Origin of the sequence: Acinetobacter sp. YH12156, from assembly GCF_013418235.1 — a bacterium.
Classification (GTDB): Bacteria; Pseudomonadota; Gammaproteobacteria; order Pseudomonadales; family Moraxellaceae; genus Acinetobacter; species Acinetobacter pseudolwoffii.
Genome location: NZ_VPCL01000001.1, coordinates 188,768 through 209,922, shown reverse-complemented (window position 1 = coordinate 209,922; position 21,155 = coordinate 188,768). Strand labels below are relative to the sequence as shown.

The following is a 21,155-nucleotide window of genomic DNA, read 5'->3' as shown; positions in this document are numbered from 1 at the left end:
CCTATTCCCTCTTAAATCACATTCAATGCTTTCAATAATGCAAAAATCAGCAGACCCTGAAGACCTAAAGCACATGCCGATGCAATCTTATGCGTCCAGACTTTTTCGCCACGATTAAGTTGGTTGTATTGGTTTTCGTGGTACTCCATGCGCTTTTTAACCTGCTTGCCCCGATACATCGTGTAATACAGCGGGTCGACCAGACCGATGCAGTTCAAGAAAAATTGATATGCAATCGACAACACCAAAACCCATAACGCTATTTGTTCTAATTCCATCACTTCATCCCCCAAATCAGCATTCCCGCATCTCGTTGCTCTTGATTCGTTCTGCCCTGCCAACCTGTAATTCGATTAAAATCTTCAGCTTTCAACTTTGTGCGTGTCGGCTTAACCAATACCACCGCTAAACCGCATTCTTTTGCCATCTCTGCGAGCAATTTGCCTGTTGCGTGGTTCTCCCCTACATTCTTGGCAATCTTCTCTCCTGCGCTCTTGGAATGACCAAAACGAAAATTAGATTTTTTATTCAACCAACCCGCCTCAATGACGACTTTCTTGATTTCATCTTGATGGCTTCGGAATAGCTCTACAGTTTCAGGAAAGGTTAAGTTTTTAAGTTCCAGTGACTGCCCTAAAACAGCCACTCCTGATTTTTCCAAGTCTGGATCGATGCCGATAATCAGGTCAGTCATTGGCACCTCGCCACATCATCACCACAAAAGCGATTTGGAAAATAATCATCAACACGCCCAATGTGGTTGTCTTAAACTCAGCGAAAAGAATGACGTTGCAAATTAAAAGCACCGCTACTTCTTGTTGGAATTTACTCATGACCACCTCGCAGGGCTTTTTCTAAAATCTTCACACCCATATCAACGCCTTCCGACTGGCATATTTGAGCAGGGTCTTTATAGCCATCAACGTCTTCACTTAAAATTAGAGAGAGTTGCCGCATTTCGAATAAAGCCTCATCAATTCGCTTTTGCTGGCCCTCAACCTCCTTCTTCTTCTCGATATAACAAGCCTCCATGTTGCTGAGTTGGGCTTTCAAACTCTCAATCTGCTTCTCATACTTTCGCAAATCAGCGTCTTGAAGCTTGATGACTTCGGTGTGCTCGTCGATGATGGCTTGTTGGTGGTTCCATGCTTCTTCTGAAATCCTGCCCTCTTGGCCAAGAAAATAAGTAACTCGGCCATTTTTATTTAAGGATTTAAACCACTTTTCAAAATCACTCATGCTCAATCACCTTCGTATTTGGAGAAATGTGGTTCTTAATATCACTACACGTATCAATGCGGTCGTGATCGGCTAGAGCGATGCGGAGGTCTGAAATCAAAATTGGATCAAACCCACGCTTCTTGAAATAATCGCCATTGTTATCAGTTAAATTCCATTGCTCATGAACCCCGTTGTGGAATTGAAATTCAGGAGATTCTCGGAAGTAATAACCATCTTGATAACTTTCTGCATTTGATGGCGCCCCATCCACAATCTGCTTACACTTCTCCAACCCTAATTTTTCGATTAAGTTCATGCCCATTCCATGCACTCCTTGCAGTCGCAACCACTTCTAAATTTTGTGATAGTTCCATGTTGAGCCAGTTTTAGGATTTCTTTCTTCACCTCAACTGGCGATGCCTTCCGAGTTGGTTTCTTAGGTCTTATTTTTGGTGTCACAACCTCGATTGGACTCTTGCGCCCAAGGAAAGGTATTTTTCTTAATACTGCTACTTTCAATGGGTGATCAGTGTTGTTATCAAAACTCGCCAAAACCTCTCTGACAGTCAGCGGCTCGTAATGTGGTCGACCCAATGCTTCAGCAATTTCAATCAGTGCTGTTCTGATTTGTTCTTTGGTGTCTAACATGACCCACCCCCGAATAACTGCTTGGCTTTAGGTGTAAGGAAGTAGCGATATTCGTCATTACCACCCCCGACAAATCCAATAAGACCGACTTGCACCAAGGTTTTTAAGTAGCGCTGTACCGATCTAATCGTCATGTATGGCAGCGCTTGATCTTTGATTTCCTTGGTTGTGGCGATTGGTGTGTTTTTAATAACAAGTAAAACATCAATACCACGATTTAATGAAGCTGCTTTGTTATGTTGGTATTCTCTTTCCTTCACACCCCACCCCCTACTTGCTCCACAATCGTCTTAATGGCCTTAAGCGTTAATTCATGGTCATCACTCGGCACAACGAATAGGCTTGCAATCATTTGTACTTTCTTGGCGTACTTACGAGCATCTTTACAATATCCATTACGCTCACGATCCAAATTTTCATTGAAGGCGAGCAGGTCGGCATGTTCTTTTTGAAGCTGCTCAAGATTCATTTCTAGGTAATCACTCACACCCCACCCCCTGCGCTTTGCCCTACAACCTGCAACTGCGTGTAATATTCAGGACTCAAATCACAGAAAGTGGCCCGACCTAAATCAGTTGCCAGGCGAACCGTTCCAGTTGATCCGTTACGTGCTTTACCAATGATAATTTCCGCTGTACCCGCTTCTTTTGAGTCCTTGTTGTAAACCTCGTCACGGTAGATAAACATGATGATGTCTGCATCTTGCTCAATAGCGCCTGACTCACGAATGTCTGACATCACTGGGCGTTTGTTTGGTCGCTGCTCCAATGAGCGGTTGAGCTGAGACAGTGCAATCACTGGGCAACCAAAGTCCTTGGCAATCTTTTTAAGGCCCCATGAAATATCACCAATCTCCTGCACCTTGTTTCCTGTTTTCTCAGGTGGGGTCATGATCTGAAGATAATCAACAACGATGGCATTCAATCGACCACCAGTCTTTTGCTGAACCTTACGAGCTTCACGGCGAATATCAGCCAGACTTGGAGATGCCTTGTCATTGATGAAGATCGGGCATTTTTTCAAAGTGTCGACAGCGCGATAAATACAACCTGCACCTTCCTCATCAAACACAGCCGAACGGACTTGCTTCAATGGAATCTGACCAAGGCCCGAAATCATTCGCTCCATGATCTGCTCTTTCGACATCTCCCCAGACATGAACAACACCACTTCACCCTGATTTACAGCAAGGTCGAGCATGATGTTTTGGGCCAATGTGGTTTTACCCATCGAAGGACGTGCACCGATAATCACCAGATCGGTACGATCAATGCGGTCTAGTTTGTTATCCAGTTCAATAAAACCTGTTTTTACCCCTGCCTTAACTTCAATGCCGGCATGAATTTTTTGGTGACGGTCAATGATGTCAGTCAGCACATCTACAGCAATCGCTTCAACACTCAAAGTGGCCTGCTGAGTCGATGTATTATCAAGACCAGAAACCAATGACTGCACCTTCTCAATTGCGGTTTCACCGGTATAGGTCAGCGTATCGTTGGCAATGGTGCCGATATGCTTGCTCAGGTCTGCAATCTTTCTGCGAGTAGATAAATCTTTTAAGGTTTTGATGTGCGTAGGAATGAGCCTAGGAAGCGATATGGCACTCGATAGCTCCATGATGTACGTTTCATCAATTTGGGCTCTTTCTGTTGGATTTGAGCGAATCTGTTCCCAAACAACAACTGCATCATGACCTTCGCCTTTTAGGTGCTGGCGTTTGATGTAATTGAAGATGACTTGGTGGCGGCTGGCATAGAAATCACTTTCTTCCAGTTGCTCGATGTAGTCACCAGATCCAGCGAAATCCATGAACGAACACAAAACAGCTTGTTCAGTAGGAATTGAAAATAACTCAGTCATTGCTCATCCCCTTAAATTTCTTCGCCACACCCTTGAAGATTGGTGCTGGTTGTTGATCAGGGGTTGAGATTGGTTGTGGATCTTCTAGCTGTTCGATCTCAGCATTGGTTTCAGCCCAATTCCATGCAGCTTTGAATGACTCCCATCCGCGTAAAACGATAATCTGGAATACGCGCTCATTTGAAAGCTTTGCTTCAATTGCTTGCTTGAAGATAATTTTCAGGGAACGATCAGTAATGGTTTTGCGTTTCTTGTTTTTCAGATCAATAAACTCTTGAGCTGTTTTTTCAGATACACCGTTTTCCATCATGAATTTTTTAGCAGAGAATTTTTTAGGTTGTTCAGGTGCGGATGCGCCTAAATTAATATCTGTAGTATTCTCTGTTGTATTCTCTGTATTAGATGCCCCTTTTGGCACATTTGATTGTTCCGTAGCGCACATTTGATTGTTCCCAACGGCACATTCAATTGCTCCATTTGGCACATTCAATTGTTCCGTATGGCACAATTGAGAGCCAGTAAGGGTTTCAGAGTATTCAATGAGCGCTTTATAAAGATTTTCGCGCTCAACACGGAAATAAACTCGAGGTGGTACGCCGCGCTTCTTCTCGGAAATAAAGCCTAAATCCTTAAGTGCTTTTCGTGCTGTGTGCTGTTCTTTTCTGGTTAATCCAGTTTCCAAGGTCCATTCGTGGTGATCCTTATATATCCAGCCATCGGCATCCTTTGTGCGCGAAGTCCAATACACCAACTGGGATAACATGAGCGCACCATTTACACCGCATCCAATAAAAACATAATGCTTATTGAATGCGATCGGTTGATCATTCATAGCTTCAATTAACCTAATCATTGGAATGAGTTTGCTCATGCCTCACCTCTCACAAATACAAGCAGCTCGTGACGAGCTTTAGCCACCAAACAGGCGTGATCAAGGCATGGGTTTTGAATATTTGCTTTAAGGGCTTGTTCCAGAAGTTGAATCTTCTGGATAAGTATTTTTTCTCTAAAATTTCGTGCTAAACTACTCATGTTCATTTTCCTTTGCGGGTTTTTGGACGCTAAAAGCCTGAGTTCAGACCTCAGGCTTTTTCTCGTTGTAGAGCTGATAAATACTTTGAGCACTCGCCTTTCATGGCCTTACGCAAAGATTGAATTTTCTGTTCGATTTCTTCCAGGATGCGATCTGTCTCATCCATTTCAGCAGGTGTCACCACACCATCTTCCAGAGCAGATAAAACCTGCTTGTTTGCTGCACCATTGCCAACATTCATGCCAAGCAGTGATTCGAGAACACCTAGTTCATGATCCTTGCCTTGAGCTTGATCTACTGGAACCAATACAAAACCTAATTTGTGCGCCCATACTTTTAATGGAGCTGGGTTTTGTGTGTAGGTCAGCATTGCTTCAAATGCCTTTAGGCTCGGCAGATGGTTTTCCATGTTTGGATTGGCATAGTTCAAAATCGTGTTATGAGACACGCCAACAAGATCAGCTATCTCTTTTGGAGTAATGCCGTTCGACTGGTGCACCATCTTGTGCAATGCGGTTTTGGTCTCTTTCGATATATCCATGTGAATACCTTGTTTACTTTCACGTTTATTAAAAAAGCCAAGTTGCTGATAATTGGTTTAAGCAGCAATGGTATGATGTTTGGGGTTGGCTTTATCCATAAGCCAATCCGTGGTAATAAGGCCATTACTGTTGCTAGCTAATGTTTGTGCATAGTTTGTTTCGCCCGTGTAGTCTGTTCGAGGAAGCGATCCTTTTGCCTCCATTTTTCGAACCGCTACATAGGAGATGCCTAATAGGTTTGCTGCGATTGTTCGCCCACCTACAGCATTAATTGCTTTTTGCATAGGGTTCATGATTTAAACCTTAATTAAACCAGATGTACTTTTTTAATTAAACCACCAGTTACATAATAATGCAACCTATGGTTGATTCCTTTAGGCTGATTTTTGCTTGATAATTTAACCAAAGGTTAAAGTGTGTGGATATGGAAACTCTTGTTGATCGTTTACAGAAGGCATTAAGTGCCAAAAAACTCTCATGGTCGAAAGCCTCAACCATGATTGGTCTTAGCCCTCAAGCGCCATCCAAGTGGAAGAAAGGTCAAATAAGTAAAGAGACCCTAGAGAAATTAGCTGGAATTCTTGAGGTTGATGTTGGGTGGCTTATGACTGGGGGTGAGCCTGTATCAGCTCAAACAGAAAAAACCCAACCCGTAATTGCTCATGAATATGGAAATGTAAAGCCAACAGGGAAAAAGTTAAGGGAGATTCCGGTGTTGGATTTTGTTCAAGCAGGCTTGTGGAGAGATGTGGTTTATGATGGGCTTCACCCCAAAGGAAAGACCCATACAACCTATGAAGGTATAGACCCTAAGGCGGTATTTTCATTAACTATTGATGGTATGAGCATGGCACCAGAATTCATGCCAGGTGATGAAGTTGTTGTGGATGCAGCAAAAGCGCCAGTACCGGGATCATTGGTTATTGCTCAAGAAATTCAGCACGGTCTAGCTTTAACAACTTTTAAAAAATATCGTGTTATTGGGGTCAATGAGCATGGGGTGGATGTTATTGAATTGGTTCCACTTAATCCTGACTTTCCTACTTACAACTCTTTGCAAATAGAAATATCCATCATTGGTGTGGTTGTTCAGCACCACAGAGAGTTTAAATATTAATAAAAAAGCCGCTATATGCGGCTTGGTGGTTGGGGTGTGTGGATGTGTAATTATAATTTTTTAATTTATTCAAATTAATTTCTTTAAAGTACTAAGGGAAGGGAAATGTCAAATCTTCAGGAACAAATTGATAAAGCTCGCATGCAAGTAAATACTGATTCATATCCGATGTCGATAGGTGAGTTAATTAATTTATATGATGATGGCGAGCTTGATATTCATCCAGAATTTCAACGTGTGTATAGATGGTCGGTTGAACAAAAAAGTAGGTTGATCGAATCGATACTTTTAGGTATTCCATTACCATCAATTTTTGTTGCTCAAAGGAAAGATGGTGTTTGGGATGTTGTTGATGGATTACAACGGATTTCAACAATTCTTTCATTTTTAGGAAAATTAAAAGATGAAGAGGGTAAAGTTAAAAAACCTTTAATATTGCAGGCAACAAAATATCTGCCAGCACTACAAGACAAAGTATGGGAAAATATTCATAATCCTGAACAAGAACTTGACATTGAGATTAAAAGAATCTTTAAACGAGAAAAAATTGATATAAAAATTATCAAAAGAGAAAGTGATAGTGATACTAAATTTGAATTATTCCAAAGATTGAACACCGGTGGCTCTAAACTATCAGATCAAGAAGTTCGAAATTGCATGCTTTTAATGCATAATAAAACAGCATTCTTTTGGTTAAAAGAACTCACTAAAGAAGACTCTTTTAAAACAACGCTACCTATTTCTGAAAAACAATCTGAAGAGTCGTATGATGCAGAACTAGCCCTTAGGTTCTTTATCTATAGAAATAGTAGTGAGGTAATTCGAAAAGAACACTCAGATGTCGCACCATATTTAAATGCCGAAATGATCAGATTGTTTGATGAAAAACAGAATTTTAATTTTGATTATGAAAAACAAATTTTCCTAAAAACGTTTACCATCGCCGATAAAGCCTTAGAGGACTCTGCCTTTAAAAAATACAATCACCAAAAGGCCAAATATGAGGGCGCTATATCTCTGCCTGTGTATGAAGCGGCTTCATTCGGACTATCTAAGCTTATAGAAAATAACAAGCTTGATGATAATCAACTGGTGGAGCTATTTATAAGAAAAACCAAAGAATTGACAGCAGATAGTGAATACTTACGTGTAATCGAAAATCGCACTCGTCCAATTGATAGAATGGTTGAGATGTCAAAAATTGCAATTCGAGTTTTTAAATGAAAATTCGAACATCTTTAGAACTCCAAGATAGTCTCCAGAAGGATATTAAATGGCGTAAGCGAGAGTTCACCTCTCTAAACTTCATGATACAGTCGAGTCGTGGTCACGAAAAGCAAATCTTAATTAGGGCTGCTATTGTTTTACTTTACGCACACTGGGAGGGGCATATAAAACACTGTGCGTTAGCTTATATAACTTTCCTTAATAGCAAAGGATTGCCATTTCACAAAATGAAGGATAATTTTCTTTTATTAAGTGTTCCTGATAAATTTAGAAAAGGCTTTTCACTCAATAAAATCTCTTCGTTATTGGAGTTGAGTGATTATATGAATAGCCCTCCAATAGGAAACTTCAAGGTGGATGAAAGTCTAGTTGTTGACACCGACTCAAACCTGAAATACCCCATTCTGCTAAATATTTTGCAGCAATTAGGCCTAGACTCAAGACCCTACGACTTGAAAGAACACTTTATTGATTCAAAGTTAGTACGCTGCCGTAACGCTATAGCTCACGGTGATATTTTAGGCCTGACAGATATTGAGGATACTTATGAGGAGATTAAAAAAGAGTTGCTGAGTATGATTGTCTTATTTCAAAATCTAATATTTAAAGCAGTTGATAATCAAGAGTATCTAAAATAGCAATCAATACCTTTGGGAGAACCATTAAAATGATTCATCCAAAGGTATATCTTTAATCGCCTGTACTGTTAAATGACGTAATCGAATTCTCTTGTTTAGGAATTCATTAGTTGCATCTGATTTGAGTGTCTTTAAGAGCTTCTTGCAATCTCTTAAAGAATTGCTCATTGGTTTAATTACAATAAGATGGTTTTCTACCGCTACCATTGATTTAAGGTTAATAATTGTTGCTGTTGCCCTATATCTATCCCCAGGACTAGAGGTTCTTTTAATGATTACGAATGGCGGTGAAATTACTTTTCCTTGAAATTTCCTTGTTTCACTTATATCTTCCAATATCTCCCATCCTGGAGTATTTTTGGAGTGAAAATAGGGGTATTCATTACCTATCTCTATATCTCTATAGGCAACTAAAGGCCCAATACAGACATTAAACTTACTTGATAACGCTTTATATTCTCCTAATTCCTCCTGCCATAAAATCGACTTTTGACTTTCTTCTGCCATGATTATCCCAGAAAGAATAAAAACATCTACATCGGTTTTGGTATTAAACCTCCCCCAAAGAATGGATTTTGCAGACATGTTGATAGAGCAGAAATTACGAAATAAGCTATATCGACTTCCTGATCGTAAAACTTCAGGCAAAATTGCTACCACAACACAATCTTTAGGCAAAACCCTTAGAAAGTGATCAAAAACAATACCAGCCGCATTTATTTTCCCTTGTTTCCAATAGTTTTTGTTCGGTGACTTCCAAATAGAAAATGGGGGATTCATTGCAACATGGGTAATACTTTTTAAATCCGTCTTTGTAACAAGCAATGCGTCCATTACTTTTATATTTTTAAAATATGATGTAGCTTGCTCAATCGAGCAATTTTTTTGAACGCCACGATTTAATGCTTCAATAATTAGTCTTAATTTTGTGGCTTCAATAAATGACTCATGTATATCAAACCCCCACAAAATTTCACCCCACTCTTCAAGTGTTTCACTTAAAGTATCGCGCACCCCAAGTCTTCTAGAGCACTCTATTAGTAAGTTACCTGCCCCGCACGTTGGATCTAATACCCTTGAGTTTAAAGTTAGAGCTCTTTCAAATGAATTAATTGCTTCAGTTGCTAGCATTTGACCTGTAAAAAAACTTCCCGCTTCCCTCATCTGCTCCAGAGGAAGGCACTGCCTTAAAACTGTATCTATAGAATCTAGGTCCACAATTGATTTGATTGATTCTGGAGGAGCATTATCGATTAGATATCGAAGATTCTGATTATGAATGGAAAGTTGGTTCATCTTTAAATACTGCAGAAGTTCATAGCACTTATACCATTTTTTTGACAAAAAAACTATAATTAAATTATTGAATATAAAAGACTTTTAAAAACAAAAAACTGCAGATAAAACAATTTATTACACAAGCTTTAAGATCTAGTTTAGACTCCAATAAAATGATCTGTGTGTTAAAAAACAATACTATTGCCAACCTCTATCTTATTTGGGTGTTCTTTCCTTTATTTCCGCCTATAATTCATCCACCAACAACAAAAAAGCAAAACCATGAAAAGAATAACTTTGACCACCCTACTCTTATCTTTGGCTTTCACTGGTTGTGAGAAGCAACTAACTGATGATATAGATCCAATCACAACCACAACAGCTCTTGAGAACTCAGATAATATTCTTAGTAAATACCTGGAAAAGTTAGATTCAGAGTTCACCACTCAAGATGTGCGGGTAAAGATCTTATGCAGAGACTATCCGCGTGAGTATGAAAAGAACTATATGCCCAACTTGTTGAAGCTATCACCCGGTGAATACTCTGAAGTCGCACTTCTAGCTGATATGGATTTGGTTTTAGATCACTACAAAGAGAAAGATTCTATTCAGTGCTAAAATTTTCTTACTGCTGAAATATTAAATCTTTATATTGAGCTTAAGGCCTCTCATGACCTGGCCTGTAATAACAAAGCAAAGCATCACTAACCCGACTTTACGTCGGGTTTTTCTTTATGTAAGGTAAGTGTAACCTTGTCTTTAAATGTTACATTATAACAATTAGTATAATGATACCTATGATTCATAAATAGAAAGGTAAGTCTCAATGAAATATCTGTTAGGCGCAGCATTGTTAGGATTAGCGATTACTGGCTGTACTTCAAATCAAAAAAACGAAGTAGTGCAAGAAAAAGTTGTGAGCAATACTGCAACTGAAACTCAGGTAATTAATTTTACTGGTCCAATGGATCTTACAGTCGAATTGAAATCTTCAGATAATTTTGAAACCGCAGAAATGACAGATAATTCTGGCAAGGTTTATCACCTTAAACGAGCTATTTCAGGAAGTGGTATGCGTTTGGCCAATAATGATGGTGTTTCAATTCATTTCAAAGCTGGTGAAGGTATTGTAGAGTTTATGAAAGACAAACCTATCAGTATTACTGAATACAAAAAATAAGATTATTGTTGCAGGACAACCCACCCAGCGGTGGGTTTTCTTTTGCCTATTAAAATTTATTTAAACCTAATTTCAACTAAATTTCACCTTTGGTTTAATTTTCGCTTGCTTTATGTTTATACCTTTGGTTTAATAATTTCATCGAAACAAAGAAAAGCCCCAGCGTTGCTGTAACAACCTGGAGCGTGACCCACACTCTCTCTGTGAGTAAAGTGATTATGAACACAAAACTAACCCCACACAATAGCTTCAAGGTAACTCTGTTTACTGCTGCTTTAACAGTAAGCGCCTTGGCGTTTGCTCATCTTGCTGACTTTGGTACTGACCAGGTAGCACCAGCTCAAAATATTCAATCTGAATATGGAATCGTCTCTTTAAAGATGCTCGACGATATGCGCGGTGAAGCAGTCGTAAATCTGGATGGATTTCGTTTAAATATCTCTTCATTTGAAGTTCAGGCTTATCCAGATAGCTACGGCGTACCTGGTTCAGAGTTCACTGCAGTCGAAGTAATGGAGCTCGGTGAAATCAATGTATTTGATGCCAATGGTAATCCATATAAAGACTTCACTGATCACCAGGATCATCGCGAAATCAATTCAATGATCGCTGGTTACATCATGAAGCATCGTTTGGTGGAGGTGCAGTCATGATCTTAAATTCTGCTGATCAAATCTTTGAAGCGCTCCTGAATGGCCAATCGGTCTACTGGTGTGAATGTGGCTCTGACGACTGGTCTCCTCTTAATGATCGAACTCAAATTAATTTTGTAGATCTTTACACCGGTTTCCTGCAATTCAAAGCAGATGAGTTGCCTGTAATACCAATGCCGATTGAGTTCAACTCAACTCATCGCTACTTCTCTGAATACATCAAGACCTTTGAAGGGCTTGAAATATATCGAGTGGGTAAAACTCGTGCGAGTTATTTTGCCCTACGTGTCAAAAGCTCAGGAACTATTGCTGACTATTTCTGCAACACAACTATCTATTCCATTCAGCCGGACGGCTCATTGAGGAAGATGGGTAAATCCCTTACTCCAAAATGGATTTTAGATGGGTTGGAAAATGCGCGTGTTGCTATGCGAAAGAACAAGCGTCATCAAGCTTTAGAAAGTACGGGCTTCTTTGCATCCGAAGACTATAAGAACTTTAAGCGTAATAACCATCAAAACAAAGCGCGTTAGTAGCTAGATGCTATTTACGGCACCCCGAATGAATACCGAATAATGAGGAATGAATAATGAGTACATCTATTTTTATACTGGGACAATCAGGCTCTGGTAAGTCAACCAGCCTTCGCAACCTTAATCCGCGTCGCGTGTTGCTGATCCAGTCGATTAGAAAACCTTTGCCTTTCCGTTCAGCAGACTGGAAGTACATCACTGCTGAAGACCCAAATGGCTCAATCCTTGTGTCTGACAATCCGCAAGAAATCATTCAGCACATCCGCATGACTCGTCGCCCAATAATAATTATTGATGACTTTCAGTATGTAATGGCAAATGAATTTATGCGTCGTAGCACTGAACGTGGTTTCGATAAGTTCACAGAAATTGGCTTCAATGCGTGGAACATCATCACCGAAGCAAATAATGCTCATCCGCAAAAACGTGTCTACATCCTAAGCCACACCGAAGAAGACCAGCACGGTAAGACCAAGATTAAGACCATCGGGAAAATGCTCGATGAAAAAATCACCCTAGAAGGCATGGTCACTATCTGCCTACAGACAGCTGTAATTAATGATCAAAACCTATTTGTGACTAAGAACAACGGCAACACAACCGTTAAATCACCTATGGATATGTTTGATTCTGATCACATTGAAAATGACTTAAACCTTGTCGATCAGGCGATATGCGAATTTTATGGCTTGCCTATGCCGCAAGCTCAAAATGCTCAACAGCAACAACAATCTGCTCAAAATCCTTAATTTAATCTCTTGGAGAAATCATCATGACTCAGCAATACAAACAATTTGGCTTTAACCCTGAATCTGCAAAACAAGCGGACAGCAGCAATCGTATCGAAGAAGCTGGTAAGTATGTTGGCGTTATCAAAAGCATGGAATTCATCACTGCTAAATCTGGCACAACTGGCTTTGAAGTTGAGTTTGAAACGGACAATAAGGAGTCTGCGTCATTCACCGTCTGGACTGAAAAGAAAGACGGCACTCCATTAGGTGGTGTTCACAAGATCAATGCTCTGCTTGCTTGTGTGGGTGTACGGGGACTCACTCCAACGAATCAGCAGCTCGAAAAGTACGACTTCGACCTCAAAGAGCGCGTCATGAAAAATTGTGTTGTGGCTCCTGAGGTTGCGGGCAAGCGAATTGGGCTGTTACTTCAGCGCGAAAACTACAAAAATGACAGTGGTGATTTGAAATACCAGATGAATTTTTTCTCTTGTTTTCATGCTCAAAGTGAGCTTATGGCCAAAGAAATTCTTGATCGGAAAACCACACCAGAAGCACTACCAAAATCACTTGCTGCATTGATGGCAAACCCAATCACTATGCGCAAACCTAAAAATAGCGGTGGATTCCAGCAAAACCAAAACAACGGTTATGGCGGTGGGTATGGTCAGAATGGCGGCTCTAATCAGAGCGGCTCTAATCAGAGTGGCTATGATCAAGGTGGATACGCCAATGATGTACCACCTGTATTGGATGCCCCCTCTTACCTTGATGATCTTCCGTATTGAGGATTGGCTAATGACTGAACTTAAAGCACTAATTTTGGATACCGAAACCCACACATTAAATGGTTATCCAATTGAAATCGCTTTCGCACCTTGCGCTTTTGCGCAAGGGGTGTTGGTGATTCATCAGGATCAGGTTTTTGATGAGTATTTCTCTTGCCCTGAGCCGATCTCCCTCGGCGCTATGGCAGTGCATCATATTCTTGAAGTAGATATTGCGGAAAAGCCATCTTACGACACTTTCTGTATGCCAGAAGATGTCGAATATCTGATTGGTCACAATATCAATTATGACATTGAGGCTGTTCAAAAATGTCAGCCTGACTTTAAAGCAAAAGGTATCTGCACACTCGCTCTTGCTCGCATGATCTGGGGTGATTTGGAAACTCACACCCTTGGCGCTTTGTACTACTTTGTCATGAGTGATAAGCAGGCAGCCCGAAAGCACCTGCGCAATGCTCACAACGCTAGAGCTGACATCTATTTTACTGGTGTGATTCTTCAAGCAATTGTTGAAAGGCTTGCAATCAAAGATATGCAATCACTTTATCTAATGTCAGAAACTGCACGAATCCCGAAACGCATCAATTTTGGCAAGTATAAGGGCACTTTAATTAAGGATCTTGATGCTGGCTATGTTTCGTGGCTGCTGCGCCAGGATGACTTGGATCCATATCTCGAAAAAGCACTGCGAGGTAAAGCAGCATGAAAATTAAAGAAGGTGGTGGGATGGATATTCAGAAAGAAAGAGAAGGGTTTGAAAACCATTTAAAAAAAATGGGAAAAACTGACAATGAAACATTTTCTAAGAATGAAGATGATTCCTATCAAATGGATATTATTCATTTTGGCTGGAAGATATGGCAGGCAGCCAAAGTCCAAGCGGTGCCGGCTCAATTGGATGTCAATTCAATACTTCATGATATTGATTGCTATTTTGATAATGGTTTGAGCAATACAGAAAGAGCCGCTAATAACTTGCTTCAGTCAATTTATGAAAAGTTGAGTGGTGAAGTTAAAGCACAGGAGCCAGCCAATGACTAAGCAAACTTGTTTTTACAAAATTGAAGATGCTGAAACCTTGGCAAAAATTGATGCCTTCATGGATAAACGCGATGCCTTTTATGAGCAAGTCACAAAGCTCTGTAAGCACTATGGTTTTGAGATGCACCAAACACATGACAGCATTCAAAATGGTCTTCGTTTCTTCAATATGTCAGCAGACCCAAAGGCTGAAATTGATAAAACAAAATGGAAAACATCAAAGCATAAAAGTGGTTATTTAGCTATTTTGCCTCGCGCTACTGCCAAGGAGCACAAGGCTGAATATGATGCCATGAAGCCAAGGTCCATGACCTACGACGAGCTGAATAAGATTATTCTGGCTGAAGAAGTTTTGCCTTGGGGATCTGGTTATGGCTTGTCTTGGAAAAAGGGCGAATATTTTAAGTTCGAAACATCGCTAAAGGTTGCGCCAGTAGCTATTGAGATTCTGGGTAGTGAGTATCGAAAAGCTGATGTGGAGGATGAAGCCAATGACTGAAATTCAACTAACCAAGCTTCAATTGGCTAACTATGTTTGTGATGAGTTGCATAAAGAAATGCCATTTGATCTCATTTTTAATCAGGACGAATTCGTGCCATTTATGGAAATCATTGATGCTTCAAATCTTGATGTTGGATTTCCAGTCAAGAACATCGGTGACAAGATTCATGTCGGTGTAACAAAGGGAAATTCAAACGGTATATATCAAGCACTGAGCAGTTATATCGCAGAACATCAGAAGCCGAAAAACTGCATCGATCAATTCATTGCAAGCGGTGAATTTGATAAGGCTTTTCGTGATGTGTTTGGTTTACCTGAATCGGTAAAACAAAGTTTGAAGGAGATTTCATAATGGGAGCAGCTATGAAAATTGATGATCCGGTTGATATCAGTTTTATGTTACTCATGAAGTATCGTAAACCTGTAATCAAACTTGAAGAGCTCTTGCCTGATTACTTGCCTCATCTTACAATTGAGCAGGCAAATAAGCGCGCAAATAAATGCACTCTTCCATTTCCAGCATTCAAATCTGATGGACGTAACTCACCTTTTTATGTTCATCTAAGTGATGTAGCATTCTGGCTTGAAGCAATACAAAAAGAGTCTAAGAAAGACTGGGTAGCAATGAACCATTGATTGCTAAATTATTGATTAATTGCCGCATGGTTGCACCTATTTTGCACCTTGCACCATGCGGCTATTCAGTAAGATGCTAATAAATAATAATTTTTATAATGTATATGTGATTAATCTATCCCACCTGCCATCGGTGCGACAATCAAATTGTTTGACAGTTGATATGGACCAATATACATATAAATTCATCACTTTTTTGATGGGCATAGTATACTGCATCTGCCTTATTCGCTCATCTTTTCAATTAATTTACCACACCATGAATAAAACTTTTGCTGATTGTTTTTCTGTTAAGTCATTGTCTGTACTTGCACTTTCTCTGGGTCTTGCCGGCTGTGGCAATGGCTCATGGTGGTCAAAAGATGATGAACCGACACTTGAAGTTGAACATATTCGTAAAGCAATTCCGAGTCGGATAAATCAGCGTGAGTCCTGGGCACAAGATATTTACGACATCACCGAACAACTGGGTATTCCTCAAACCAAGGAAAATGTCTGCACGATTGTGGCCGTGGTCGATCAGGAATCCAATTTTGTGGCAGACCCTACAGTACCAGGTCTGGGAGAAAAAGCGGTTAAAGAAGTTCAGGATCGTCTTGAAGAAAAATTTAAAGATAAACTCGGACAAGCAATCGGTGGAACAGTTGCGGGATATTTCCAGGAAGTACTCAAGAACCATCCAAGCCCAGAAGATAACTATTTAAGCCAGATGCGCCGGGTAAAAACCGAACGTGAATTAGATGAGTTATATCGTGAAATATTTGACTATATGTCTAAGCATTACCATGTCAGCGCACTGACTGGTGCTGCAAAACTGGTCGGCCAGAACATTGGCGAGAAAATGAATCCGATTACCACTTTGGGTTCAATGCAAGTGCATATTAGTTATGTCAAGGAATATAAACGTCAAGGTGGCAACATCGCAGCCTTACGCTCCGATGTCTATACGCAATATGGCGGCCTATATTACGGGATTCATCGTCTGATGATGTATCCTGCAGATTATGACAAACCGATCTACCGTTTTGCAGACTATAACTCGGGCATGTATTCCAGCCGGAATGCCGCTTTTCAGAGCATGCTCAATGATTTAACTGAAGCTGAACTCGATCTGGATGGCGATTTATTACTCTATAACAAAGATGGCGCGATCCGTTCGCAGAAGAGTCAATCCGAGCGTGAGCTGATCAGTGTATTTGCGAAAAATAATTTTATTATTACCGAACGTCAAATCCGCGCCGATTTAAAGAAAGAAAAAGAGAAAGATTTTGAAGATACCATGACCTATCGTGGGATCAGCAAGCTCTATCAGGAAAAAACAGGCAAAGATCCGATGTATGCAATCATGCCGGAAGTGGTCATTTCTGGACCAAAACTGAGTCGTGATTACAATACCAACTGGTTTGCCACCCGTGTCGATGGTCGATATCAAACATGCATGCGCAAAATCAAACACCTAAAACTCTAGCCTTATTTGATTTTGATGGCACCCTGTATACAGACGACAGTTTTACCGGGTTCATTTTCTATGCCTTGAAAAAACGGCATATTTTAAGACGCGGCATTCGTCTCCTGCCCTGGATTCAGGCCTATTATCTGAAGCTGTATCCTGCCCATGCGATGCGTCCAAAATTGTATGGCAACATGTTTAAGGACAGCGATGCAGAAGAAATTTTACAACTGGCGCAGGACTATGCCCAGCAGCTGGTCTTTAAGTTTAATCCAAAACTGTTGCAGCAACTTCGGCAACATCAGCAACTGGGTCATGAGATCGCGCTGGTTTCAGCATCACTGGATTTATACTTGAAACCGGTCTGTACCTATTTAAATATCGATTTACTGTGTAGCGAAGTTGAAATCAAAGCTGGAAAAATAACAGGATTTTATCAGACTCCAGATTGTAGTAATGCGCAGAAGAAACTGAGAATTTTAGAAAAATATCGTCTGGAAGATTATGCTGAAATTTATGCCTATGGTAACAGCGAAGAAGATCAGGAAATGCTGAGTTTGGCACATCAACGCTATCTGGAAGGACAAGATCAGCAATTGCCAAAAATTAATCTACCATCCGATTCAATGACATATTAGGGCTTTAAAATTTCCGCTTTATTGATACGCCATAATAGTCTTTAACAAGCGCTTAAATGACAGATGAGTTGTCGCTCAACAATACGTTTAATGCAGATCTGATGACTGAATCATCCAAACTTTTTTTAAATATAAGCTTTATCCATAAAAAACCACCTCAAATAAGGTGGTTTTGGCTTTAAGAAATATTATTTCTTAAACGGAAATGCATATTTCACAATACGTTTAATCACGCTGCCATACTGCTTAACCAGACTGGCATTGTTATAGTTCAAACCATATTTTTCACACACCGCCTGAACTTTTGGCGCCATTTGCCGGTAACGACGGGCAGGCACATCAGGATACAGATGATGTTCAATCTGGTGACTTAAATGACCCGTCAAGATATGGAATGCTTCAGAACCGGTCAGGTTAGATGAACCACGAATCTGGCGCATATACCAGTGACCACGGCTCTCATTTTGCAGTACCGATTTCGGGAACACCTCTACATCTTTGGTAAAGTGGCCACAGAAAATAATACTGAACGTCCAGATATTACGCAGACCATTGGCCACCATATTACCCGTCAAAACTGGCAAAGCAGCAGGACCTGCAATCAATGGAAAGAACACATAATCTTTAAACAATTGTTTACCGATTTTGTTCTGCATTGGGCGCCATTCTTCTTTGGTCTGCTCTTTGCTTTTGCGACCTTTGAAATATTTACCCAATTCAAGGTTCTGAATGGCCACGCCCCACTGGAACAGCAAACAGAATGGCACCGCATAAATCGGTTGTAATAAATAACCCGGTTTCCAGCGCTGTTCTGGGAACAGACGCAATAGACCATAACCGATATCATCATCCATACCTTTAATATTGGTATAAGTATGATGTTTAAAGTTATGGGTTTGACGCCAGTTATCCGAAGTACCTACGATATCCCATTCATAGGTCTGACCATTCATTTTAGGATCATTCATCCAGTCATACTGACCATGCATGACATTGTGACCCAGTTCCATGTTTTCCATGATTTTGGCAAAGCCTAATAGACCTGTGCCTAGCAACCATGCTGGTGGGAACCAGCCTGCAAACAATAGCGCACGACCGGCAATTGATGAATAACGGATGGTTGAATAGACACGACGGATATATTTCGCGTCTTTTTCACCTAAATCATCCAGCACTTCTTGCTTGATCGCATCAAGTTCACGTGCAAGTTCATCGAGTTCTACTTGTGATAATTCACGGTTTTTAGGATTTTTAAAATATTGAAATTTTACTGGCATATTCATAGGATAAAACTCGCTTATAGGTCGATGACTAGATCAGTCTGCGCTGAGTTAACACAAATTTTGAGCAGATTACCTGGCTCAGTATTTCGTGCGCCGTTTACCAAATTCTTGGTCGAACCTTCCACTTTATTGCAGGCGCATTTATTACAAATGCCCATACGGCAACCATGTGTCGGTTTGATATTTTGTTGTTCCAGACTCACCAAAATGGACTGGCCTTTTGGAATACTGACAATTTTTTTCGACTGAGTCAGGGTGACATTAATAAAGCCGATATCGGATTGATCCGCCAGACTCATGCTAAAGGCTTCACCCTTAAACTCTTTGGCTGAAGCAAACAGCTGCTCTGCAGTCGATACAAAACCTGACGGGCCGCAGCAATAGACCGTGCTATTTTCCAGATTTTGCAAATCTGTCAGATAAGTTTCATTCAGACGAGCTGCCGCAGCTTGTTCTTGCGTGGCATAAACATGAAATGAGAAATTTGCATGTTTCTGAGCAAGTTCTTCGAAACGTGCTTTAAATGCTGCATCTTGATGTTTTTTAACCCAGTACCACAAGCTCACTGGTGTTGATAATTCACCCTTTTTGCTCAGGCTTTCCAGCATGCTCAGCATTGGGGTAATTCCGCTGCCTGCTGCAAGCAAGATCAGTGGACTCGCCTGCTGAGGTACAGTCATATCGCCATAAGGCTGACCAAATTCGATGACATCACCCACTTGCGCCTGCTCTGCAAACCAGGTGCTGACTTTACCGGCATGGACTTTTTTCACGGTCAATAACACATGCTGGGCATCTATACGGGTCAAACTATAGCTACGTTCATAACGAATGCCCTTCACCACCACATACACTGGATGGTGTTGCCCCGCTTCACCAAACTTAAATAAACGATTCACTTGAATTTTCAGACTCAGCATATCCTGTGCAGCATTTTCCTTGTGCACAATCTTGCCCAATGGCTGATTCAACGACCATATCGGATTGAGTTTCTGAATCCAGAAATTAATCGCATGCTGATCGACGACACTGTCAGACAGTGCATTCAACGGCATTTTAAGTTTTTGGAGTACATGCATCGTTATCGACATCATCTTGAGGTTTTGAATTATTATACACATGTATATATATTTGTATATACATGTGTATTGTTTCCATTCATTTCACAAGCCTGTCGTGCTCGGTTATAATCAAACGATTCATGCATGAACCTATTGATGAACGAGCCTTCAATGAAAATAAGCAGTGACGCATCTCTACTACAATCGAAAAGCATTGATGAGCCGATTATCGTACGGAGTGTCGGTCGCAAGGCCACCATTACCAAAGAAGAACTGTTTCAGGCAGCATTAAACCTGATTGGTCCACAAAAAAGTATTGCATCGTTGAGCCTGCGCGAAGTCGCACGTGAGGCCGGCATTGCGCCAAACAGTTTCTATCGTCATTTTAAAGATATTGATGAGCTGGCCATTGAGCTGATTGATCGTGCCGGGATTGTATTACGTCAGATTTTGCATGAAGCACGCTTAAAAGCCTCCCGACAAAGCAGTATTATTCGTAGTTCGGTCGAAATTTTTATTGCTCAGCTGGATGCAGATGAAGGCAATTTAAGCCTGTTATTGCGTGAAGGTTATACCGGTTCAAAATCGTATAAACAGGCTGTAGAACGCCAGTTAAATTATTTTCAGCAGGAATTGCAGGATGATTTGATTCGTCTGGAACGCCTGAATAATAGAAAGTTATTACATGCCGATATTGCCGCCAAAGCCATTACTCAACTGGTGTTTAACATGGGGGCCAATGTCATTGACATGCCGGCTGAAGACCGCCAGGAAATTGCCGAACAGACCATGCTCATGATTCGGATGATTCTGGAAGGCGCTCGCCATCTGGAAGATTCGCAGCTGCGTTAATTTTCCAATTTGCGTAAAATGATATAAAAAGAGACGTACTAGACGGATTACTGTCCCAAAGTTAAAGTGATTAGCTTTAAGTTACGCGCGTGTGGCAGGGATGCCACACATTACCCATCACGACAGGACGTCGTGTATGGGTAATAAGAGACTTTTGCCTACTTTGGGGCTTTCCAAAGTAGGGTTGCGCCTGCACAAATCCATTTAAACTTTTAAAGGGAAGATGAGGCTGCGCAATATCCA

Annotated in this window: 33 protein-coding genes and 1 pseudogene; 17 read left to right on the top strand and 17 right to left on the bottom strand. The window is 40.6% G+C overall.

What is annotated here, in order from left to right; all coding sequences use genetic code 11:
• Nucleotides 1-11 precede the first annotated feature (11 nt).
• The 13 genes from FTU87_RS01105 to FTU87_RS01045 all read right to left on the bottom strand — a co-directional run bounded on the left by FTU87_RS01105 (nucleotide 12) and on the right by FTU87_RS01045 (nucleotide 5,597).
• The gene (locus FTU87_RS01105; protein ID WP_180096518.1) at nucleotides 12-278 is read right to left on the bottom strand and encodes a hypothetical protein; all 267 of its coding nucleotides are present in this window, start codon (nucleotides 276-278) and stop codon (nucleotides 12-14) included.
• Nucleotides 278-694 carry a hypothetical protein gene (locus FTU87_RS01100; RefSeq protein ID WP_180096517.1) on the bottom strand — a complete coding sequence of 139 codons (417 nt, stop codon included), beginning with the start codon at nucleotides 692-694 and terminating at the stop codon, nucleotides 278-280. Before FTU87_RS01100 ends, FTU87_RS01105 begins: the two co-directional genes overlap by 1 nt.
• Nucleotides 687-833 carry a hypothetical protein gene (locus FTU87_RS01095; protein ID WP_180096516.1) on the bottom strand — a complete coding sequence of 49 codons (147 nt, stop codon included), beginning with the start codon at nucleotides 831-833 and terminating at the stop codon, nucleotides 687-689. Before FTU87_RS01095 ends, FTU87_RS01100 begins: the two co-directional genes overlap by 8 nt.
• Nucleotides 826-1,239: a hypothetical protein gene (locus tag FTU87_RS01090; protein WP_257220448.1), complete on the bottom strand. Its 414-nt coding sequence runs from the start codon at nucleotides 1,237-1,239 to the stop codon at nucleotides 826-828. Before FTU87_RS01090 ends, FTU87_RS01095 begins: the two co-directional genes overlap by 8 nt.
• Nucleotides 1,232-1,537, bottom strand: a complete 306-nt coding sequence (locus FTU87_RS01085; RefSeq protein ID WP_180096515.1) for a hypothetical protein — start codon at nucleotides 1,535-1,537, stop codon at nucleotides 1,232-1,234. The genes FTU87_RS01090 and FTU87_RS01085 overlap by 8 nt, the downstream gene beginning before the upstream one ends.
• Entirely contained in the window at nucleotides 1,534-1,869 is a 336-nt protein-coding gene (locus FTU87_RS01080) for a hypothetical protein (protein WP_180096514.1), read from the bottom strand. The genes FTU87_RS01085 and FTU87_RS01080 overlap by 4 nt, the downstream gene beginning before the upstream one ends.
• A complete protein-coding gene (locus FTU87_RS15060) occupies nucleotides 1,863-2,003 on the bottom strand; it encodes a replication-relaxation family protein (RefSeq protein ID WP_257220447.1) in 141 nt (46 codons plus the stop codon). The genes FTU87_RS01080 and FTU87_RS15060 overlap by 7 nt, the downstream gene beginning before the upstream one ends.
• 122 nt (nucleotides 2,004-2,125) lie before the next feature.
• Nucleotides 2,126-2,356, bottom strand: a complete 231-nt coding sequence (locus FTU87_RS01070) for a hypothetical protein (protein ID WP_180096512.1) — start codon at nucleotides 2,354-2,356, stop codon at nucleotides 2,126-2,128.
• Nucleotides 2,353-3,729, bottom strand: a complete 1,377-nt coding sequence (gene dnaB, locus FTU87_RS01065; RefSeq protein ID WP_180096511.1) for a replicative DNA helicase — start codon at nucleotides 3,727-3,729, stop codon at nucleotides 2,353-2,355. The genes FTU87_RS01070 and dnaB overlap by 4 nt, the downstream gene beginning before the upstream one ends.
• A complete protein-coding gene (locus FTU87_RS01060; protein WP_180096510.1) occupies nucleotides 3,722-4,600 on the bottom strand; it encodes a DNA-binding protein in 879 nt (292 codons plus the stop codon). Before FTU87_RS01060 ends, dnaB begins: the two co-directional genes overlap by 8 nt.
• On the bottom strand, nucleotides 4,597-4,761 hold the full coding sequence (locus FTU87_RS01055) for a hypothetical protein (protein WP_180096509.1): 165 nt from the start codon (nucleotides 4,759-4,761) through the stop codon (nucleotides 4,597-4,599). Before FTU87_RS01055 ends, FTU87_RS01060 begins: the two co-directional genes overlap by 4 nt.
• A gap of 50 nt (nucleotides 4,762-4,811) precedes the next feature.
• A complete protein-coding gene (locus FTU87_RS01050) occupies nucleotides 4,812-5,303 on the bottom strand; it encodes a phage regulatory CII family protein (protein ID WP_180096508.1) in 492 nt (163 codons plus the stop codon).
• 57 nt (nucleotides 5,304-5,360) lie between these two features.
• Complete coding sequence (locus FTU87_RS01045) at nucleotides 5,361-5,597, bottom strand: hypothetical protein (RefSeq protein WP_180096507.1); 237 nt, start codon at nucleotides 5,595-5,597, stop codon at nucleotides 5,361-5,363.
• A 131-nt stretch (nucleotides 5,598-5,728) separates the two neighbouring features.
• On the opposite strand from FTU87_RS01045, the gene FTU87_RS01040 reads away from it, so the two are divergent.
• The 3 genes from FTU87_RS01040 (at nucleotide 5,729) to FTU87_RS01030 (ending at nucleotide 8,286) form a co-directional block, all read left to right on the top strand.
• Nucleotides 5,729-6,421 (top strand): S24 family peptidase, encoded by a 693-nt coding sequence (locus FTU87_RS01040; RefSeq protein WP_180096506.1) that lies wholly within the window; start codon nucleotides 5,729-5,731, stop codon nucleotides 6,419-6,421.
• Nucleotides 6,422-6,526: 105 nt separating this feature from the next.
• Complete coding sequence (locus tag FTU87_RS01035) at nucleotides 6,527-7,645, top strand: DUF262 domain-containing protein (RefSeq protein WP_180096505.1); 1,119 nt, start codon at nucleotides 6,527-6,529, stop codon at nucleotides 7,643-7,645.
• The gene (locus FTU87_RS01030; RefSeq protein WP_180096504.1) at nucleotides 7,642-8,286 is read left to right on the top strand and encodes an MAE_28990/MAE_18760 family HEPN-like nuclease; all 645 of its coding nucleotides are present in this window, start codon (nucleotides 7,642-7,644) and stop codon (nucleotides 8,284-8,286) included. The genes FTU87_RS01035 and FTU87_RS01030 overlap by 4 nt, the downstream gene beginning before the upstream one ends.
• A 24-nt stretch (nucleotides 8,287-8,310) precedes the next feature.
• Here the strand turns inward: FTU87_RS01030 and FTU87_RS01025 are convergent, their stop codons facing one another.
• Nucleotides 8,311-9,582: an N-6 DNA methylase gene (locus tag FTU87_RS01025; protein ID WP_180096503.1), complete on the bottom strand. Its 1,272-nt coding sequence runs from the start codon at nucleotides 9,580-9,582 to the stop codon at nucleotides 8,311-8,313.
• A 264-nt stretch (nucleotides 9,583-9,846) separates the two neighbouring features.
• On the opposite strand from FTU87_RS01025, the gene FTU87_RS01020 reads away from it, so the two are divergent.
• The 11 genes from FTU87_RS01020 (at nucleotide 9,847) to FTU87_RS00970 (ending at nucleotide 15,628) form a co-directional block, all read left to right on the top strand.
• Nucleotides 9,847-10,182 carry a hypothetical protein gene (locus FTU87_RS01020; protein ID WP_180096502.1) on the top strand — a complete coding sequence of 112 codons (336 nt, stop codon included), beginning with the start codon at nucleotides 9,847-9,849 and terminating at the stop codon, nucleotides 10,180-10,182.
• A gap of 208 nt (nucleotides 10,183-10,390) precedes the next feature.
• Nucleotides 10,391-10,744: a hypothetical protein gene (locus tag FTU87_RS01015; protein WP_004646411.1), complete on the top strand. Its 354-nt coding sequence runs from the start codon at nucleotides 10,391-10,393 to the stop codon at nucleotides 10,742-10,744.
• Nucleotides 10,745-10,962: 218 nt separating this feature from the next.
• A complete protein-coding gene (locus FTU87_RS01010) occupies nucleotides 10,963-11,397 on the top strand; it encodes a hypothetical protein (protein ID WP_180096501.1) in 435 nt (144 codons plus the stop codon).
• Nucleotides 11,394-11,930, top strand: a complete 537-nt coding sequence (locus tag FTU87_RS01005; RefSeq protein ID WP_180096500.1) for a hypothetical protein — start codon at nucleotides 11,394-11,396, stop codon at nucleotides 11,928-11,930. The genes FTU87_RS01010 and FTU87_RS01005 overlap by 4 nt, the downstream gene beginning before the upstream one ends.
• 56 nt (nucleotides 11,931-11,986) lie before the next feature.
• Nucleotides 11,987-12,679 (top strand): ATP-binding protein, encoded by a 693-nt coding sequence (locus tag FTU87_RS01000; protein ID WP_180096499.1) that lies wholly within the window; start codon nucleotides 11,987-11,989, stop codon nucleotides 12,677-12,679.
• 23 nt (nucleotides 12,680-12,702) lie between these two features.
• On the top strand, nucleotides 12,703-13,449 hold the full coding sequence (locus FTU87_RS00995) for a hypothetical protein (protein WP_180096498.1): 747 nt from the start codon (nucleotides 12,703-12,705) through the stop codon (nucleotides 13,447-13,449).
• Between the two features lie 10 nt (nucleotides 13,450-13,459).
• Nucleotides 13,460-14,155 carry a 3'-5' exonuclease gene (locus FTU87_RS00990; protein ID WP_180096497.1) on the top strand — a complete coding sequence of 232 codons (696 nt, stop codon included), beginning with the start codon at nucleotides 13,460-13,462 and terminating at the stop codon, nucleotides 14,153-14,155.
• Nucleotides 14,152-14,490 carry a hypothetical protein gene (locus FTU87_RS00985; protein ID WP_180096445.1) on the top strand — a complete coding sequence of 113 codons (339 nt, stop codon included), beginning with the start codon at nucleotides 14,152-14,154 and terminating at the stop codon, nucleotides 14,488-14,490. Before FTU87_RS00990 ends, FTU87_RS00985 begins: the two co-directional genes overlap by 4 nt.
• On the top strand, nucleotides 14,483-14,989 hold the full coding sequence (locus FTU87_RS00980; RefSeq protein ID WP_180096496.1) for a hypothetical protein: 507 nt from the start codon (nucleotides 14,483-14,485) through the stop codon (nucleotides 14,987-14,989). Before FTU87_RS00985 ends, FTU87_RS00980 begins: the two co-directional genes overlap by 8 nt.
• Nucleotides 14,982-15,344 carry a hypothetical protein gene (locus tag FTU87_RS00975; RefSeq protein WP_180096495.1) on the top strand — a complete coding sequence of 121 codons (363 nt, stop codon included), beginning with the start codon at nucleotides 14,982-14,984 and terminating at the stop codon, nucleotides 15,342-15,344. Before FTU87_RS00980 ends, FTU87_RS00975 begins: the two co-directional genes overlap by 8 nt.
• Complete coding sequence (locus FTU87_RS00970) at nucleotides 15,344-15,628, top strand: pyocin activator PrtN family protein (protein ID WP_074382946.1); 285 nt, start codon at nucleotides 15,344-15,346, stop codon at nucleotides 15,626-15,628. The genes FTU87_RS00975 and FTU87_RS00970 overlap by 1 nt, the downstream gene beginning before the upstream one ends.
• A gap of 113 nt (nucleotides 15,629-15,741) precedes the next feature.
• Here the strand turns inward: FTU87_RS00970 and FTU87_RS15270 are convergent.
• A pseudogene (locus tag FTU87_RS15270) lies at nucleotides 15,742-15,807 on the bottom strand (hypothetical protein); the annotation flags it as partial.
• A gap of 80 nt (nucleotides 15,808-15,887) precedes the next feature.
• Here FTU87_RS15270 and FTU87_RS00965 point away from each other — a divergent pair.
• Together FTU87_RS00965 and FTU87_RS00960 are read left to right on the top strand one after the other, a co-directional pair.
• Nucleotides 15,888-17,096 (top strand): DUF1615 family protein, encoded by a 1,209-nt coding sequence (locus tag FTU87_RS00965; RefSeq protein ID WP_180096494.1) that lies wholly within the window; start codon nucleotides 15,888-15,890, stop codon nucleotides 17,094-17,096.
• Nucleotides 17,063-17,716, top strand: a complete 654-nt coding sequence (locus FTU87_RS00960) for an HAD family hydrolase (protein ID WP_005096629.1) — start codon at nucleotides 17,063-17,065, stop codon at nucleotides 17,714-17,716. The genes FTU87_RS00965 and FTU87_RS00960 overlap by 34 nt, the downstream gene beginning before the upstream one ends.
• Before the next feature lie 188 nt (nucleotides 17,717-17,904).
• Here the strand turns inward: FTU87_RS00960 and FTU87_RS00955 are convergent, their stop codons facing one another.
• Nucleotides 17,905-18,999, bottom strand: coding sequence for an acyl-CoA desaturase (locus FTU87_RS00955; RefSeq protein ID WP_005096627.1), 1,095 nt, complete (start codon nucleotides 18,997-18,999; stop codon nucleotides 17,905-17,907).
• 14 nt (nucleotides 19,000-19,013) lie between these two features.
• Nucleotides 19,014-20,078, bottom strand: coding sequence for a flavin reductase family protein (locus tag FTU87_RS00950; protein ID WP_100355063.1), 1,065 nt, complete (start codon nucleotides 20,076-20,078; stop codon nucleotides 19,014-19,016).
• 153 nt (nucleotides 20,079-20,231) lie between these two features.
• Between FTU87_RS00950 and fabR the strand changes: the two genes are divergently transcribed.
• The gene (fabR, locus tag FTU87_RS00945; RefSeq protein WP_005096625.1) at nucleotides 20,232-20,912 is read left to right on the top strand and encodes an HTH-type transcriptional repressor FabR; all 681 of its coding nucleotides are present in this window, start codon (nucleotides 20,232-20,234) and stop codon (nucleotides 20,910-20,912) included.
• Nucleotides 20,913-21,155: the final 243 nt, after the last annotated feature.

Coding starts and splice junctions, on each gene's coding strand:
- FTU87_RS01015 (WP_004646411.1), top strand. CDS start 10,391: ATGAAATATCTGTTAGGCGCAGCATTGTTAGGATTAGCGATTACTGGC.
- FTU87_RS01095 (WP_180096516.1), bottom strand. CDS start 833: ATGAGTAAATTCCAACAAGAAGTAGCGGTGCTTTTAATTTGCAACGTC.
- FTU87_RS00985 (WP_180096445.1), top strand. CDS start 14,152: ATGAAAATTAAAGAAGGTGGTGGGATGGATATTCAGAAAGAAAGAGAA.
- FTU87_RS01020 (WP_180096502.1), top strand. CDS start 9,847: ATGAAAAGAATAACTTTGACCACCCTACTCTTATCTTTGGCTTTCACT.
- FTU87_RS01050 (WP_180096508.1), bottom strand. CDS start 5,303: ATGGATATATCGAAAGAGACCAAAACCGCATTGCACAAGATGGTGCAC.
- FTU87_RS00970 (WP_074382946.1), top strand. CDS start 15,344: ATGGGAGCAGCTATGAAAATTGATGATCCGGTTGATATCAGTTTTATG.
- FTU87_RS01055 (WP_180096509.1), bottom strand. CDS start 4,761: ATGAGTAGTTTAGCACGAAATTTTAGAGAAAAAATACTTATCCAGAAG.
- FTU87_RS01105 (WP_180096518.1), bottom strand. CDS start 278: ATGGAATTAGAACAAATAGCGTTATGGGTTTTGGTGTTGTCGATTGCA.
- FTU87_RS01040 (WP_180096506.1), top strand. CDS start 5,729: ATGGAAACTCTTGTTGATCGTTTACAGAAGGCATTAAGTGCCAAAAAA.
- FTU87_RS00990 (WP_180096497.1), top strand. CDS start 13,460: ATGACTGAACTTAAAGCACTAATTTTGGATACCGAAACCCACACATTA.
- dnaB (WP_180096511.1), bottom strand. CDS start 3,729: ATGACTGAGTTATTTTCAATTCCTACTGAACAAGCTGTTTTGTGTTCG.
- FTU87_RS00965 (WP_180096494.1), top strand. CDS start 15,888: ATGAATAAAACTTTTGCTGATTGTTTTTCTGTTAAGTCATTGTCTGTA.
- fabR (WP_005096625.1), top strand. CDS start 20,232: ATGAAAATAAGCAGTGACGCATCTCTACTACAATCGAAAAGCATTGAT.
- FTU87_RS00995 (WP_180096498.1), top strand. CDS start 12,703: ATGACTCAGCAATACAAACAATTTGGCTTTAACCCTGAATCTGCAAAA.
- FTU87_RS01090 (WP_257220448.1), bottom strand. CDS start 1,239: ATGAGTGATTTTGAAAAGTGGTTTAAATCCTTAAATAAAAATGGCCGA.
- FTU87_RS15060 (WP_257220447.1), bottom strand. CDS start 2,003: ATGACGATTAGATCGGTACAGCGCTACTTAAAAACCTTGGTGCAAGTC.
- FTU87_RS00960 (WP_005096629.1), top strand. CDS start 17,063: ATGCATGCGCAAAATCAAACACCTAAAACTCTAGCCTTATTTGATTTT.
- FTU87_RS00955 (WP_005096627.1), bottom strand. CDS start 18,999: ATGAATATGCCAGTAAAATTTCAATATTTTAAAAATCCTAAAAACCGT.
- FTU87_RS00975 (WP_180096495.1), top strand. CDS start 14,982: ATGACTGAAATTCAACTAACCAAGCTTCAATTGGCTAACTATGTTTGT.
- FTU87_RS01030 (WP_180096504.1), top strand. CDS start 7,642: ATGAAAATTCGAACATCTTTAGAACTCCAAGATAGTCTCCAGAAGGAT.
- FTU87_RS01060 (WP_180096510.1), bottom strand. CDS start 4,600: ATGAGCAAACTCATTCCAATGATTAGGTTAATTGAAGCTATGAATGAT.
- FTU87_RS01025 (WP_180096503.1), bottom strand. CDS start 9,582: ATGAACCAACTTTCCATTCATAATCAGAATCTTCGATATCTAATCGAT.
- FTU87_RS00980 (WP_180096496.1), top strand. CDS start 14,483: ATGACTAAGCAAACTTGTTTTTACAAAATTGAAGATGCTGAAACCTTG.
- FTU87_RS01045 (WP_180096507.1), bottom strand. CDS start 5,597: ATGAACCCTATGCAAAAAGCAATTAATGCTGTAGGTGGGCGAACAATC.
- FTU87_RS01000 (WP_180096499.1), top strand. CDS start 11,987: ATGAGTACATCTATTTTTATACTGGGACAATCAGGCTCTGGTAAGTCA.
- FTU87_RS01085 (WP_180096515.1), bottom strand. CDS start 1,537: ATGAACTTAATCGAAAAATTAGGGTTGGAGAAGTGTAAGCAGATTGTG.
- FTU87_RS01080 (WP_180096514.1), bottom strand. CDS start 1,869: ATGTTAGACACCAAAGAACAAATCAGAACAGCACTGATTGAAATTGCT.
- FTU87_RS01100 (WP_180096517.1), bottom strand. CDS start 694: ATGACTGACCTGATTATCGGCATCGATCCAGACTTGGAAAAATCAGGA.
- FTU87_RS01010 (WP_180096501.1), top strand. CDS start 10,963: ATGAACACAAAACTAACCCCACACAATAGCTTCAAGGTAACTCTGTTT.
- FTU87_RS00950 (WP_100355063.1), bottom strand. CDS start 20,078: ATGCATGTACTCCAAAAACTTAAAATGCCGTTGAATGCACTGTCTGAC.
- FTU87_RS01035 (WP_180096505.1), top strand. CDS start 6,527: ATGTCAAATCTTCAGGAACAAATTGATAAAGCTCGCATGCAAGTAAAT.
- FTU87_RS01005 (WP_180096500.1), top strand. CDS start 11,394: ATGATCTTAAATTCTGCTGATCAAATCTTTGAAGCGCTCCTGAATGGC.